Source organism: Methylobacterium sp. 22177, assembly GCF_052045615.1.
In the GTDB taxonomy this organism is placed as follows: Bacteria; Pseudomonadota; Alphaproteobacteria; order Rhizobiales; family Beijerinckiaceae; genus Methylobacterium; species Methylobacterium radiotolerans.
On the sequence record NZ_JBQEPK010000025.1, the window covers coordinates 32,585 to 46,299 of the forward strand.

General features: G+C 74.2%; 15 protein-coding genes. 6 read left to right on the forward strand and 9 right to left on the reverse strand.

Annotation, left to right across the window (positions count from 1 at the left end; translation table 11 throughout):
• The first annotated feature begins 88 nt into the window (after positions 1 to 88).
• A complete protein-coding gene (locus tag ACTJK8_RS20920) occupies positions 89 to 1,504 on the forward strand; it encodes a lipopolysaccharide biosynthesis protein (RefSeq protein ID WP_440762452.1) in 1,416 nt (471 codons plus the stop codon).
• Between the two features lie 10 nt (positions 1,505 to 1,514).
• On the forward strand, positions 1,515 to 2,756 hold the full coding sequence (locus ACTJK8_RS20925) for a GNAT family N-acetyltransferase (RefSeq protein WP_058606242.1): 1,242 nt from the start codon (positions 1,515 to 1,517) through the stop codon (positions 2,754 to 2,756).
• Here ACTJK8_RS20925 and ACTJK8_RS20930 read toward each other — a convergent pair.
• The 4 genes from ACTJK8_RS20930 to ACTJK8_RS20945 form a co-directional block, all read right to left on the reverse strand.
• Positions 2,692 to 3,048, reverse strand: a complete 357-nt coding sequence (locus tag ACTJK8_RS20930) for a hypothetical protein (RefSeq protein ID WP_012321545.1) — start codon at positions 3,046 to 3,048, stop codon at positions 2,692 to 2,694. The two genes, ACTJK8_RS20925 and ACTJK8_RS20930, sit on opposite strands and share 65 nt — an antisense overlap.
• An 18-nt stretch (positions 3,049 to 3,066) precedes the next feature.
• Entirely contained in the window at positions 3,067 to 3,294 is a 228-nt protein-coding gene (locus ACTJK8_RS20935; protein ID WP_012321546.1) for a hypothetical protein, read from the reverse strand.
• Positions 3,295 to 3,694: 400 nt separating this feature from the next.
• On the reverse strand, positions 3,695 to 5,122 hold the full coding sequence (locus ACTJK8_RS20940) for a protein adenylyltransferase SelO (RefSeq protein WP_440762453.1): 1,428 nt from the start codon (positions 5,120 to 5,122) through the stop codon (positions 3,695 to 3,697).
• A gap of 205 nt (positions 5,123 to 5,327) precedes the next feature.
• On the reverse strand, positions 5,328 to 5,777 hold the full coding sequence (locus ACTJK8_RS20945) for a tRNA (cytidine(34)-2'-O)-methyltransferase (protein WP_024828690.1): 450 nt from the start codon (positions 5,775 to 5,777) through the stop codon (positions 5,328 to 5,330).
• 176 nt (positions 5,778 to 5,953) lie between these two features.
• On the opposite strand from ACTJK8_RS20945, the gene ACTJK8_RS20950 reads away from it, so the two are divergent.
• Positions 5,954 to 6,457 (forward strand): PRC-barrel domain-containing protein, encoded by a 504-nt coding sequence (locus tag ACTJK8_RS20950; protein WP_012321549.1) that lies wholly within the window; start codon positions 5,954 to 5,956, stop codon positions 6,455 to 6,457.
• A gap of 105 nt (positions 6,458 to 6,562) precedes the next feature.
• Positions 6,563 to 7,144: an SCO family protein gene (locus ACTJK8_RS20955; RefSeq protein WP_012321550.1), complete on the forward strand. Its 582-nt coding sequence runs from the start codon at positions 6,563 to 6,565 to the stop codon at positions 7,142 to 7,144.
• 27 nt (positions 7,145 to 7,171) lie between these two features.
• Here the strand turns inward: ACTJK8_RS20955 and ACTJK8_RS20960 are convergent, their stop codons facing one another.
• Together ACTJK8_RS20960 and ACTJK8_RS20965 are read right to left on the reverse strand one after the other, a co-directional pair.
• The gene (locus tag ACTJK8_RS20960; RefSeq protein WP_024828689.1) at positions 7,172 to 7,813 is read right to left on the reverse strand and encodes a PilZ domain-containing protein; all 642 of its coding nucleotides are present in this window, start codon (positions 7,811 to 7,813) and stop codon (positions 7,172 to 7,174) included.
• Between the two features lie 230 nt (positions 7,814 to 8,043).
• Positions 8,044 to 8,643 carry a PAS domain-containing protein gene (locus ACTJK8_RS20965; RefSeq protein ID WP_012321552.1) on the reverse strand — a complete coding sequence of 200 codons (600 nt, stop codon included), beginning with the start codon at positions 8,641 to 8,643 and terminating at the stop codon, positions 8,044 to 8,046.
• Between the two features lie 347 nt (positions 8,644 to 8,990).
• Here ACTJK8_RS20965 and ACTJK8_RS20970 point away from each other — a divergent pair, with 347 nt between their 5' ends.
• Positions 8,991 to 9,812 (forward strand): rhomboid family intramembrane serine protease, encoded by an 822-nt coding sequence (locus tag ACTJK8_RS20970; protein WP_058606240.1) that lies wholly within the window; start codon positions 8,991 to 8,993, stop codon positions 9,810 to 9,812.
• Positions 9,813 to 9,962: 150 nt separating this feature from the next.
• Positions 9,963 to 10,394, forward strand: coding sequence for a CBS domain-containing protein (locus ACTJK8_RS20975; RefSeq protein WP_012321554.1), 432 nt, complete (start codon positions 9,963 to 9,965; stop codon positions 10,392 to 10,394).
• 251 nt (positions 10,395 to 10,645) lie between these two features.
• Here the strand turns inward: ACTJK8_RS20975 and ACTJK8_RS20980 are convergent, their stop codons facing one another.
• From ACTJK8_RS20980 to hisI, 3 genes are all read right to left on the reverse strand, one after another.
• On the reverse strand, positions 10,646 to 12,217 hold the full coding sequence (locus ACTJK8_RS20980; RefSeq protein ID WP_012321555.1) for an alkaline phosphatase D family protein: 1,572 nt from the start codon (positions 12,215 to 12,217) through the stop codon (positions 10,646 to 10,648).
• Between the two features lie 88 nt (positions 12,218 to 12,305).
• Positions 12,306 to 13,289, reverse strand: coding sequence for a patatin-like phospholipase family protein (locus ACTJK8_RS20985; protein ID WP_012321556.1), 984 nt, complete (start codon positions 13,287 to 13,289; stop codon positions 12,306 to 12,308).
• Positions 13,286 to 13,708 carry a phosphoribosyl-AMP cyclohydrolase gene (hisI, locus tag ACTJK8_RS20990; protein WP_012321557.1) on the reverse strand — a complete coding sequence of 141 codons (423 nt, stop codon included), beginning with the start codon at positions 13,706 to 13,708 and terminating at the stop codon, positions 13,286 to 13,288. Before hisI ends, ACTJK8_RS20985 begins: the two co-directional genes overlap by 4 nt.
• Positions 13,709 to 13,715: the final 7 nt, after the last annotated feature.

The following is a 13,715-nucleotide window of genomic DNA, read 5'->3' on the forward strand; positions in this document are numbered from 1 at the left end:
TGCGCGCCGTCCCTGCGTTACCTCCCGCCACGGGCCGGTCTGTCCCAGCGTGGTGCGAGGTCGTGGTGCGTCTGACCGGTTCTAGGACATGATCGCCCGGCACAGCCTGATCTACGTCGGCTCCCGGGGCTTCGCGGCCGCCCTGAACATGGCCTCCGTGGCGGTGTTCACGCGGCTCGCGCCGGTGGAGAGCTACGGCACCTACCTGTACGTCCTGTCCTGGGCACTCGTGCTCTACGGGGCGACCTGCCAGTGGCCGAAATTCGCGTTCTTCGCCCTCTACGACGAGGCGCGCGAGCCCGCGCAGGTCGGCACCGTGGTGCGGATCCTGGGCGGCACGCTGCTCCTCGCCGGGCTCGGCAGCGCGCTCGCCGCCGCCCTCGGCCTGATGCCGGCGCGGATGGCGGCCGCGATCCTGGCGCTGGCCTTCGGGACCACCCTGTTCGAGGGCTCCACCGAGATCGCCCGGACCCGCCTGCGGGCCGGGGCGGTGGCGGCCTCGGTGATGAGCCGCGCCGTCCTGATCCTGGCCCTCGGCAGCCTGGCGCTGCACCTCTCGCAGGATCCCCTGCACCTCGCCTGCGCGGTGGCGGCCGCGAACGCCCTGGCGTCGCTCCCGGCCGCCGCCACGATCGCCCCGATGATGCCCGGCCGCGGCAGCCGGGCGGAGGCCCTGCGGTTGTTCGCCTACGGCTGGCCGCTGGTGCTGTCCTTCGGGACGGCGGCGCTCGCCCAGAGCCTCGACCGGCTGATCATCGCCAAGACGGTGGGGCCGGCGGGGCTCGGCGCCTACGGGGCCCTGGCCGACTTCCTGAAGCAGAGCTTCATCGTGTTCGGCGAGGCGATCGCCCTGTCGCTGATCTCGATCGCCAAGCGCGAGGCGCGGGTCGGCGGGATGGCGGCGGCCTCCGGGGTGCTGCGCGACGCCGCCCGGGCCATGACGCTGATCGCGGCCTTCGGGGCGGTGTTCTTCCTGTGCTTCGACGATCTGGTCGTGGCGGTGCTGCTCGGGCCCGACTACCGGGCCGAGGCGCGCGAGCTCGCCCCGGTGCTGATCCTGGCGAGCATCCTGATGATGTTCCGCGCCTACTATTTCGGGCAGGTGATCTACTTCGCCCGCTCCAGCGGCCTGGAGGCGGCCGCCGCCTTCGCGACCCTCGCCACCGTCGCCGCGCTGTCGCTCCTGCTGATCCCGCGCTTCGGCGCCGCCGGGGCGGCGCTCGCCTTCGCGGGCGGCCAGGGCGCGGCCTGCCTCGTGCTGGTGCTCGGCGCCCGCCGGACCGGCACGACGATGCCGCTGCCGCTCGCCGACATGGCCGGCATCGCCGGGATCGCGCTGGCCTGCGGCGCGGTGAATGCCGGCATCGCCCTGGTCCCCGGCGGGCTGATGCCGCCGGGGCAGGCCCTGCGCCTCGTCCTGCTCGCCGCCGCCGCCGGGGTGACGGCGTGGCGCTACGACGTGCTCGGCTTCGCCGGCGCGATCCGTCACCGCCTCGCGGCCTGACGGTCCCGCGATGGCAGGCCCCGCGTCAGGCACCCCATCGGACACGGCCGCGCTTCCCGGCGGGCTCGTGGCGGCGGTCCGGCCCCTCGACGGGGCGGCGCCCTGGGTCCCGGCCTGGCGGGCCCTGGGCCGGGCGAGCCTGGTGCGCAACCCGTTCTACGAGGCGGGCTACGCCCTGGCGGCCCGCGACGCGTTCGGGGCGGGCGTCCGGCTCCTCCTCGTCGCCGACCGGCCCCCCGAGGCCGCCGGGGCCCGGCTCGTCGCCGCCTGGCCGTTCCGGCCGTCGCGCCGCCGCTGGGGCGTGCCGCTGCCGCTGCTCATGGGCTGGACTCACGGCTACGCCCCGTTCGGGGCGCCGCTCCTCGACGGCACCGCCCCGGAGGCCGCCCTGGCGGGGCTGCTCGCTGCGCCGGGCGCCCTCGGCCTGCCGCCGCGCCTCCTCCTGCCGAACGCCCCGGCCGACGGCCCCCTGCCGGAGCTCCTGGCGGCGCGGGGCGGGCGCCGCGCCGCCTTCTGGCCGCACGACCGCGGGCTGCTCGACCTGACCGGGCTCGGGCCAGAGGCGCGGGCCGCCTATCTCGGGCACCTCTCCGGGCAGCGCCGCCGCAAGCTCCGCCGCGCCCGCGCGCGGCTGGAGGCTGCGGGGCCCGTGACCTTCGACATCCTCGCCGCGCCCGACGCCCTCGGCCCGGCCCTCGAGGCCCACGTCGCCCTCGAGGCCGCCGGCTGGAAGGGGGAGGCCGGCACGAGCCTGGCGCAGCGGCCGGCGGAGGTCGCGTTCCTGCGCGCCGCGCTGGCCGATCTCAGTGCCGATCTCGGGGCCGATCGCGGGGCCGCGGACGGCGTGCGGATCGCGCGCCTGCGCCGGGGCGACCGGCTCCTGGCCTCCCTGATCCTGCCGGTCACCGGCCGGGAGGCCTGGGTTCTGAAGATCGCCAACGACGAGACGCGGCCGGAGACCGCGCCGGGCGTCCAGCTCGTCCACCGGCTGACCGAGGCGGTGGCCGCGGGCGACTGGCCGATCGACCGGATCGATTCCTGCGCGCCGCCGGGCTTCGCCCTCGGCACCACCTTCTGGTCCGCGCGCCGGCCGATCGCCCATCTCCTGGTGGAGGCGGGCCGCGATCCGCTGTTCCCGGTGGCCCGGATCCTGGAGCGGGCCCGGGAGGGCGTCGCCCGGGCCCGCGTCACCATCCGAAGCGGGCGATCTGCTCCAGCCGCGCCCGCGTCGCCGCCGCGTCGCGGCCCATGACGGCGATCCGCCCGGACAGGTCGTAGCAGGTCGCGCAGAACGGCAGCTGCAGCAGCGCGTACCCGTCGTCGCGCGCCCGGGCGACGGAGGCGACGAGGCAGGGCAGGACCGGCCCGTCGGGCGGTCCGGCGAGGCAGTCGGCCCGGGGGCTGCCGAAGGCCGGGCGGTTCGGCCAGGTCAGGAGGAGCGTGGTGCCGCCCCGGCGGTCCGGGGCCGGCGGCAGGGTGTAGCTGCGCAGGAACAGCGCGCAGGCCGCGAGGACGAGGATCGGCAGGATCAGGGCTGTGCGCATCGGCGGGCTCCGGACGCCTCAATCCCCCACGTCGAAGCGCGTCCGATAGAACACCTCGCGGCCGGCGCCGTCGATCACCCGGACGGCCTCGGCCGGCTCGCCCGAGCGCTGCGGCACCCGCGCGCGGGCGAACAGCCGCAGGGCCCGTTCCTGCGCGCTCTCCAGGCTGCCGACCCGCACGGAGATCCGCGTCTGGATCTCGTCCGGCTCCGGTCCGAGGACTTCGATGTGGAAGGTCTCGCGCACGGGTATCCGCCTGATCGAGGGACGTTCAGCGCCGGATATCGGGATCCGGCCGGCGGCCGCCATAGCATGTTCCGGTCGGATACCGGGTTCGGCGCCCCGCGCGGGCTGACCGCGCCGCGCTGTCGGGGCGCCGCGCGGCGATTCCTGGGCGCCGCGCCGCAGGCTCGATCTCGGCACGAAGGCCAATTGCCCCGCGGCCCGCCGCGGCCCTAAGAGGACCGCTCCGCCCGAGGAGACATCACCGGAGCAACCCCGTGGACCCGCTCAAGGCCGCCGCAGCGACCCTGCTCTGCCTCGCCCTGTTCTGGCTGGCCTTCCGGCTGACCCGGCGCCTGGTCGATCTCGCCATCGCGGGGGGCTACGCCGAGGAGCGCCGGCGACTCGCCGAGGAGGAGGCCGCTCAGGCCGAGGCGGGCACCGTCCCGCAGGCCTCGGCCATCCGGGCCACCGCTTCGAGCTTGGCCTCGAACAGGGACCAGTCGTCGGCCGCGGCGATGGGCGCCCACAACGCCTCCACCTCGTCGATCAGGAGCGTGCAGGGCGCCTCCGCGAAGTAGGGGTGGTCGAGCCGCGCCCCCGGGGCGGGCGCGAGTGGCTCCAGCGCGGCCCGCACCGGCGCGAAGGCCTCGGACCGGTACTGCGCGGCGGCCGGCCCGGCCTCCGCCCGCCCGGCGCTGGCGCGGCCGCCGTACCAGTCGAAGAAGAACCGCTCGAAGGGCGCCCGCGTCTCGGCGAGGAACCGCCAGACCGCCGAGACCAGCCGGTCGGTCTCCGGCCGCGGCGCCGCGGCGAGGCCGAGCCGGCGGAACAGCGCCTCGGCGAACGCCTCCTGCAGGGCCGGGCCGAAGTTCGAGAGGGCGGTTTCGAGGCGCGCCTGGGGGGCCAGCACCAGCAGGCAGTCGGCGAGCCGGGCGAGGTTCCAGAACAGCGCCTCCGGCTGGCGGCCGAAGCTGTAGAGCCCGGTCTCGTCGAAGTAGGCGGCCGTGAAGTCCGGGTCGAAGTGCGGCAGGAAGCGCCACGGCCCGTAATCGAAGCTCTCGCCGGTGACGTTGATGTTGTCGCTGTTGAGCACCCCGTGGACGAAGCCGGCCGCCGCCCACTGCGCCCCCATCCGGGCGACCCGGGCGACCACGTCGTCCAGGAAGGCGACGGCGCGATCCTCCGCGCCGTCGCGCCAGAGTTCCGGCCGGTGGGTCGCGATCGCGTGGTCGAGGAGCCGGGCGATGTTGTCCGGCTCGCCGAGCGCCAGGAAGCGCTGGAAGGTCCCGATGCGGATATGGCCGTGGGACAGGCGCACCAGCACCGAGGAGCGCGCCGGCGAGGGCTCGTCGCCGCGCACGAGGTCCTCGCCGGTCTCGATCAGGCTGAAGCTCTTCGAGGTGTAGACGCCCTGCACCTCCAGGAGGGCGGTGGCCAGCACCTCGCGCACCCCGCCCTTGAGGGTGAGCCGCCCGTCGGCCCCGCGCGACCAGGGCGTCGTGCCGCTGCCCTTGGTGCCGAGGTCGAGGAGGCGCCCGTCCAGCCGGTCGTGCAGCTGCGCGAACAGGAAGCCGCGCCCGTCGCCGAGGTCCGGATTGTAGGAGCGGAACTGATGGCCGTGGTAGCGCAGGGCCAGCGGCGTCTCGAAGCTGCCCGGTAAGGGCTCGAACCGGCCGAAATGGGCGATCCACGCTTCGTCGGACAGGTTGCCCAGGCCGACCCGCTCCGCCCAGGCCTGATTGCGGTAGCGCAGGATGGTCCGCGGGAACCGGGCCGGGGTGACGGGATCGAAGAAGGCGGGCCCGAGATCGGCGTGGCGCCGGGAAGGCGTGAAGGCGGTGTCGTCCATGCGGCGGCGCGTCTCTCCAGTCGGAAGGTAGACCACGTCCTACCAAGCCGGCGGAACGGGATCCGTTGCGGTTTCCGTCCTTGCGAGCGGAGCCGAGCAAGCCAGCCGGCGCCCCGGTCACGGAGGGCGCGCGGCCCTGGATCGCTTCCATCCGCTCGCGAAAACGGCGGGAAGCCGTCATCGTGCGCGCTGTCTTCGGCGGCGGTCAGCCCACCTGACGCAGGGCCTCGCCAGCGATCATCGCGGCCGCGACCGCGACGTTGAGCGAGCGCAGGCCCGGCCGGATCGGCACCACGATCCGCGCGTCGGCCGCCGCGTGCACCGCCTCCGGCACGCCGGCGGATTCGCGCCCGACCATCAGGCAATCGTCCGGACGGAAGGCGAAGTCCGTGTAGGGCACGGCGCCCGCCGTGGTGGCGAGGACGAGCCGGATCCCGGCCTCGGCCCGCCACGCCGCGAAGGCCGCGAAGGAGCGGTGCCGGGTGATCGCCACGTGGTCGAGGTAGTCGAGGCCCGAGCGCCGCAGGTGGCGGTCCGAGACGTCGAAGCCCGCGGGCTCCACGATCTCCACCGCCAGCCCGAGGCAGGCGGCCATGCGCAGCATCGTGCCGGTGTTCTGGGGAATGTCGGGCTGGTAGAGGGCGAGGCGGAGCATGGCGCCGGCCTTGTGCGGGGCGCGGGCCCGGCCGTCAAAGGCGCGCCGCGCCGACGCGCAGCCGGCAAACCGCCGCGGCATCCCCGGCCGGCGCCGAGACCGCGCGGAACTTAAGCCCCGCCAGAACCTTGAGGCGGCGCCACCCCGTGTTCGGCCTCTCTGAAAGACCTGCTCCGATGCGCACCCCGCTCCTCGCCTCGGCCCTCCTGCTGGCCGGCCTCGCCACCGCCTCGGCGCAGACCGACGGCGCCAAGCCGGACGGCGGCAGCGCCGCGACCCCGGTTCCCGGTGCGCCCGCCACCATGGCCGACAACCTGCGCCCGACCTTCGTGGCGCAGACCCCCGACGACATGGTCGCCAGCAAGCTGATCGGCTCCAGCGTCGTCAACGGCGCCAACGAGACGATCGGGCAGATCGCGGATTTCGTCCTCGACCAGAAGGGCGCCGTGAAGGCCTGGATCATCGGGGTCGGCGGCTTCCTGGGGATCGGCTCGAAATACGTCGCGGTCGACCCGTCCGTGCTCAAGCTCGACCGCACCGACGGCAAGACCCTCCAGGCGCGGATCGACACGACCAAGGATCAGCTCCGGGCGGCGCCGGAATACGTCTATCTCGGCAAGGAGCCGCCGAAGGGCGCCGCCCCGGCGAGCCCCGCGGGGGAGCCGGCGTCGAAGCCGTAGCGGTCGCGCCGGCGCGGCGCCGGGCGGCCGGCGGCACCGCGCCGGCTTGCCTCCGCGCGCCGTTGTGTGCTGTGCCGGCCTCCCCCGGAGGTCGGAACCCGTCCCATGCGCCGCGCCCTCGTCCCGCTTGTCGCCTTCTGCCTCGGCCTCGTCGGCCTCACCGGGGCGGCGGTGTTCGCGTTCCTGCCCGACAAGGCGCCGGTGGGCGTGCCGAGCGTCGGCGGCCCGTTCACGCTGGTGAACCAGGACGGCCGCACCGTCACCGAGCGCGACTTCGCCGGCGCGACGCACCTCGTGTTCTTCGGCTTCACCCACTGCCCGGACGTGTGCCCGACCACCCTGCAGCAGATCTCCGACGTGCTGGCCGCCCTGGGCCCGAAGGGCAAGACCATGCGGGTCGCCTTCGTCACGGTCGATCCCGAGCGGGACGATCCGGCGAGCCTCAAGACCTACCTGTCGAGCTTCGACCCGCGCATCACCGGCCTCACCGGCACGCCCGAGCAGGTCACCGCCACCGAGAAGGCGTACCGGGCCTACGCCCGCAAGGTTCCGGCCAAGGACGGGGACTACACGATGGAGCACACCGCGCTCGTCTACGTCATGGACGCGCAGAACCGCTTCGTCGGCGCCCTCGACCTGACCCGGCCGGCCGACGAGGTCGCCGCGCAGCTCGCCAAGAAGATCTGACCGCGGGCCGGTCCGGCCGGAGGCGCGTCAGAGCGTCATCCCGGCGTGGAAGCGGTCGGGGGAGAGCGGCAGCAGGAACTGCACGCCGAAGCCGCCCTCGAAGTAGCGCACCAGCCGTCCCGGCGTGCTGCCCACCGTGACGGCGGCGCCGAGGGGCAGCGGCACCGGGCAGGAGATCGCCACGCCCGACATCGAGATGTCGATGAGGCGCGCCCGGATCTCGCGGCCGCCCTCGACGCGCAGGACGACCGCCGTGTTGGTCGGCACGAGGCGCTCGTGCGAGCGTCCCTCCGGCAGGCCCAGCATCTCCCGGTTCGCCAGCCAGGTGAGCTGGGAGGCGAGCTTGTCGCGCTTGCGGGAGGTGGCGTTGAGCTGGACCGCGAACCCGTCCGGGCAGGTGCGGGCGACGACGCCCTCGATCCGGCCGATATGCTCCAGGTAGAGCACCACGCGCTCGCCGACCTCGCCCTTGACCGCGCAGGTCAGCCGCACGCCGCCCGGTGACATGTCCACGGTCTGACAGGGATATTCCCGGCGGTCGGCCAGCATGTAGCGGCCGAGCACGGCGACCCGCACGCGCTGGTGGCGGCGCTGGTCGGCGGCGCCGCGCGCCGGCTCGGCGGCGAGGCCGCGCAGATCAGTTCCAGCGGTGGCCGCGACCGCGATCATTCCGAGTTTGGTCCTGCGCCGTGAGAATGGCCGGTGCAGACTAGGCGCGGACTGTTACGAAACCCTTTTTTCCTGTCTCGCGGTCTATCGGCCTTGTAGAAACATCCACTATCGAGCGCCGTCGCGGCGCGCGCGATCGACTTGTGCGCCGAAGATTTCCGCGGGCGCGCGCGCTGATTCGATCGAACTGGCCGGTGCGGCCCGGGCGTAACCTTGGACGAATACGGTCCTCAGGCGCGCCCGCCGGCATGGACGAGGAGGTGGCCGTGGCGGACCGGGCCGGGATAGCCCGCGCTCGTGCGCACGGCGGTGCGGGCGGGCGGGACCGGCTCGGTCCGGCGGCTCGGCAGGATGCGCAGGGAGGTGGTCTCGGCCTCCACCAGCGGGCGCAGGCCGAGCCAGTGCGGCGCGCCGTCGAGGCTGAGGGTGCCGAGGGCGCGGACCTGCGTCCGGCCGCGGTGGCGCAGGGGCAGGAGCAGGAGTTCGAGATCCGCCGCCTCGCCGGCCGCGTTGGTCCCGCGCAGGCCCGCCACGACGCCGAGGGTGTCGCTGGCCACGATCTCGACGATCCGCCACGGATCCGTCGCCCGGGAGCCCCACAGCCGGGCGAAGGGCTCGCCCTTCAGCTCGCGGCCGTACAGGGCGCAGACCCGCGTCCCCGCGAGCCGGATGCTCGCCGAGCGGCTCGGCATGTCGAGCTCCAGGATCAGGCTGTCGGCGAGAAGGTGCCGGATCTCGCCCGGCTCGATCTCGGCGCGTTCCGGCGCGGCCCGTTCTCCGCGCAGGCGCTCCCAATAGGCATGGAGCATGCGGCTGGTGGGATGCTTCATCGGTGTCCCGATTCTCAACGCCTGTGGTTCATCCCCGGATCATTCTGGCACATCCGCGGGGATGCGACCGGCCGATCCGGGCGTTCACCGCGTCCGGGCGCACGGGCCGTGCCGGCCCCGCACCCGCGCGTCGCCGGGCCACCGGCGACGCACCGGGCGGGGGGTAGCGCGTCGTGGCCGGCGACACAATCGTCGCACCCTGCCGGGCGCGCCGCGGTTGCCCGCGGTGGATCCGGCTCGGAGACGGGCCGGTCCGGTGTGGCGGACCGGTATCCGGCCGGTCTTCGCGAGCTTCAATACGTCGCCGGGGCTTGCCCCATCGCGCCGCACCCCGACATGGTGCCGCGATGGATGCCTCCCCCGATTTCCCGCGGCAGAGCCGCGTGCCCGTGTTCAACATGCCGGGCATCGTCACCGCGTCGATCGGGCTGCTCCTGGCGATCCAGGCGGTCCGCGAGTTCCTGCTGCCGGACACCTGGGACATCCGCCTGGTCCTGGACCTCGCGCTGGTGCCGGCGCGCTGGACCCTCTGGTTCGATCCCGGCCGGGCCTCCGAGGTGATCCGCGCCGCCGCCGATACGGGCGATCCCGGCCTGGAGGCCGCCCGCGAGGCCTTCGCCCGCTACATCGTGGGCGAGCACGCGCTCCAGCCCTGGACGCTCGTCACCTACGGGCTGCTGCACGGCTCGTGGATGCACGTGATCTTCAACAGCGTCTGGCTCGCGGCCTTCGGAGCCCCGGTGGCGCGCCGCTGCGGCGCCCTGCGCTGGTGCGTGCTCGCGCTGGCCGGCACGGCGGCCGGCGGGCTTCTCCACATCCTGATCGACCCGCTGAGCGCGGGACCGCTGGTCGGCGCCTCGGCGGGGATCTCCGCCCTGATGGCGGCCGCCGCCCGGTTCGTGTTCCAGCCGCCGGTCTCCGGCTACGGCGCGCCGGCCTGGCAGGTGCCGCCGCCCCGGCCCGCCGAGACGATCCCGGAGCTGCTGCGCAACCGCACCGCGGTGTCGTTCCTGGTGATCTGGCTCCTGACCAACCTGCTCTTCGGCCTCGTCAGCGTGCCGCTCGTCGGCGAGAACGCCGCCATCGCCTGGGACGCGCATCTCGGCGGCTTCATCGCGGGCTTCTTCCTGTTCCCCCTGGTGGATCCCCGGGAGCCGCGCCGGCACTGAGTCCCGGCCCCGGCGCCCGGCACCTTGCCATCCGGCCGGATCGGTCACACACTCGCCACAATGTGAACGAGCCGGGCCAACCCGGCCGAGAACGCCATCAGGGCGCCGCGGGCTGACGGCGCACCGGACGCGTCACATAGGGAGAGAGCCATGACCGTCGCACGCATCCTCGCCGAGAAGGGCAGCTCCGTCGTCACCGTGGGCCCCGACAAGACCCTCGATGAGGTGATCCAGATCCTCGCCGACAAGCGCATCGGTGCCCTCGTGGTCGCCCAGGCCGACGGGACGGTGGCGGGCATCATCTCCGAGCGGGACATCATGCGGGCGCTCGCCCGGCACGGCGGCTCGGCCTTCGACGCGCCGGTCTCGGCGCACATGACCGCGGAGGTCACGACCTGCGGCCGGAGCGCGACGATCGAGGAGGTCATGACGCTGATGACCGACGGGCGCTTCCGCCACGTGCCGGTCTGCGAGGACGGGCGGCTGATCGGCCTCGTGTCGATCGGCGACGTGGTGGCGCGCAAGATCGCCACCGTCGAGGCCGAGCACCAGGCCCTGCGCGACTACATCACGATGGCGTAGCGGCGCCGGAACCGCGCGTCTCTCTCGCCCTCCGCCCCCGGGCCTCGCCGGTTCTGGGCAGGCCGCCGGGGCCGGGGCGCGACGCGCTCCCTCTCCCGTGCGGGAGAGGGTTGGGGTGAGGGATCAGGTCTTTCCGGAGCGGTCGCACCCCTCACCCTGTCCCTCTCCCGCACGGGAGAGGGGACCCGCGCCCCTTCGCGTCGACGGGCCAGCAGGCCGACATCGCGAGCCCGTATCACCCGCGGTCCGTCTCAGGCCTTCACAGGATCGAGCGTGACGTGCCAGAGGTCGGTGTCGGCCGCGTCCTTGAGGGTCACGGTCATCTGCTCGGTCCGACCGTCCACCGCCACGTGGCCGAAGAACTGGTAGCCGGCGGCCGGCGACAGGTTCACCTGCCCCTTGTCGGGCGCCTTCACGTAGCGCAGCTGCGGCCCGAACGTGTTGTCCAGCGCGTTCGGCCCGAAGGTGCCCGCGTGCAGCGGCCCGGAGACGAACTCCCAGAACGGCTCGAAATCCTGGAACTGCGCCTTGTCGGGGTCGTAGTAGTGGGCGGCCGTGTAGTGCACGTCGGCCGTGAGCCAGACCGTGTTGCGGATGCCCGCGCTCTTGATGAAGCGCAGGAGGTCGGCGATCTCCAGCTCGCGCCCGAGGGGCGGGCCGTCGCCCTGCGCCACCGCCTCGGAGCCGAAGTTGCGGTCCGTGTCGTAGGTGACCACGAGGCCGAGCGGCATGTCGGCGGCGATCACCTTCCAGGTGGCCCGGGATTCGAGCAGCGCCCGCTTCAGCCACGCGATCTGCTGCGGCCCGAGGAAGTGGGACTCGGGCCCGTACGCCGTCTGCCGGTTCTCGCCGTTCGGCCCCCGGTAGGAGCGCATGTCGAGCATGAACACGTCGACCAGCGGGCCGTAGCCGATCTTGCGGTAGACCCGGCCGGGCTCCGACGGCTCGAAGCGCATCGGCATGTACTCGTGGAAGGCCTTCGCCGCCCGCAGCTGCAGGGCCAGCACGTTCGGGTCGGCGTACTTCTTCTTCAGGTGTTCGGCCCGGGTGAGGGGCTCGCCCGGCCACCAGTTGTTAGTGACCTCGTGGTCGTCCCACTGCGCCAGGATCGGCACGGCGGCGTTCATCGCCAGCACGTTCCGGTCGGTGAGGTTGTACTTGTGCCGGCCCCGGAACTCCGCGAGCGTCTCGGCGGGCTTGGCGACCTCCTCGGTCACCCGGTTGCGCCACAGGCTGCCGTCGGGGAGCTTCACCTCGGACTGGATCGGCCCGTCGGCGTAGATCGTGTCGCCGGAATGGATGAAGAAGTCCGGCCGGTTCTTCAGGATGGCGGAGTAGATCGTCATGCCGCCACGGGCCTCGTCGATGCCCCAGCCCTGGCCCGCCGTGTCGCCCGACCAGCAGAACGACACCGAGCGCCGGTCCGCCGGCGCGGTCCGGAACCGCCCGACCTGGGCCGGTCCGACGATGGTCGGCGCGGCGACGTCCTCCAGGCGGACCCGGTAGAACACGTCCTGGCCGGCCGGCAGCCCGGTCAGCGCCACCTTCACGGTGCCGTCGGTCTCCGGCAGGGCGTCGGCGAAGACGCCGCCGCGGATGTCGGCGAAGCTCTCGGTGGTCGCCCACTCGACGATCGCCCGGGCGGGCCGGTCGGACCGGGCCCAGACCACCGCCGAGTCGGTGCCGACATCGCCCGACTGGAGACCGTGGGTCAGGACCGGCCGGTCGGCGGCGCGGCTCAGGCCGGGCCGTCCGAGGCCCGAGGCCAGCCCGACGAGGCCCGCGCCTCCGGACAGCAGGATCTGACGGCGACTCGTATACATTGGAGGTCCTCCAGCATGCACGGCGCCCATCGCAGGCGGCCACGACAGCCGGATGACGGCCTCCTCCGAAGGGACGCGCCCGGACCTTTCAGGCCCGCGCGGCCGCACCCTCCAGCACGGCCCGGATCCGGGGCAGGGCGGCGCGGGCGGCGCGGTGCCCGAGGGCGATGCCCTCCGCGGCCCGGTGGAAATCGAACAGCCCGAAGGCGGCGAGATCCGGGCCGATGGCCACGTCCGGCGGGTCGCGCTCCAGCCGCGCCCGCGAGATCCGGTCCTGCGTGGTGTTGAAGGCGTCGAGCACCACCCGGGCGATGCCCGGCACGGCGATCTCGGGCTCCGGCCGGTCGAAGCCCGGCAGGCGCCCGCGCACCCCCTGCAGGAAGCCCCGGCGCGGGGGCGGGTGCGGTGCCTCGCGCACCACCGGTCCGCCGGTGTCGCCGTTGAGGTTCACGCAGATGACCAAGTCGGCTCCGAGCGCGCGGGCGAGCGCCACCGGCACCGGGTTGACCAGTGTCCCGTCCATCAGCACGCGGCCGTCATGGGCCACCGGCGGGAACAGGCCGGGGATCGCGTAGGAGGCGCGCACCGCGTCCACCGCCGGGCCCGCGGTCAGGCTGACCTCGTGGCCGGTGCCGTACTCGGTGGCGACGCAGCCGAAGCGGACCGGCAGCGTCTCGATCCGGCGCTCGCCGAGATCGGCGGCGAGGCGCTGGCGGAGGCGGTTGCCGGCGATCAGCCCGGAGCCCGGCAGGCGGGGATCGATGAGCCCGACGACCCGGCGCCGGGTCAGCGCCCGGGCGAAGGCCTCGAGCCGGTCGAGGCGCCCGGCCGCGTAGCAGGCGCCGACCACGGCGCCGATGGAGCAGCCCGCCACCACGGACGGGTGGATGCCGGCCTCCTCCAGGGCGCGGATCACCCCGATATGCGCCCAGCCCCGGGCCGAGCCGCCCCCGAGGGCGAGCCCGACGAGCGGACCGGGGCTCGGCGGCGGCCGGAGCGGCTCGACGGTTCCGGGCGGGAAATGCGGGTCGGCGGACTCGTCTTGCCACCGGGTGGCAAGAGGGCGGCTCATCGCCCGGCGGCTTTCAGGACCACCCGGCCGTCCGCCTCCCGGACGACGCTGCGGTAGAAGCAGTCGCGCCGGCCGGTGTGGCAGCAGCCGCCGTCGCCGCCGACCTCGACGCGGATCAGCAGGGCGTCCTGGTCGCAGTCGACCCGCATCTCGACGATGCGCTGGATCTGGCCGCTGGTCGCCCCCTTGTGCCAGAGTTCCCGGCGCGAGCGCGACCAGTACCACGCCTCGCCGGTCTCGAGGGTGCGCGCCAGCGATTCGGCGTTCATGTGGGCGAGCATCAGCACCTGCCCGTCCCGCGCGTCCACCGCGATGCAGGCGACGAGGCCGTCGCGGTCGAAGCGCGGCGTGAGGGCCGCGCCCTCCTCGACCTCGGCGCGGGTGCCGGGGGGATCGAAGGCGATGTCGCGCGCGGTCATGGCAGGG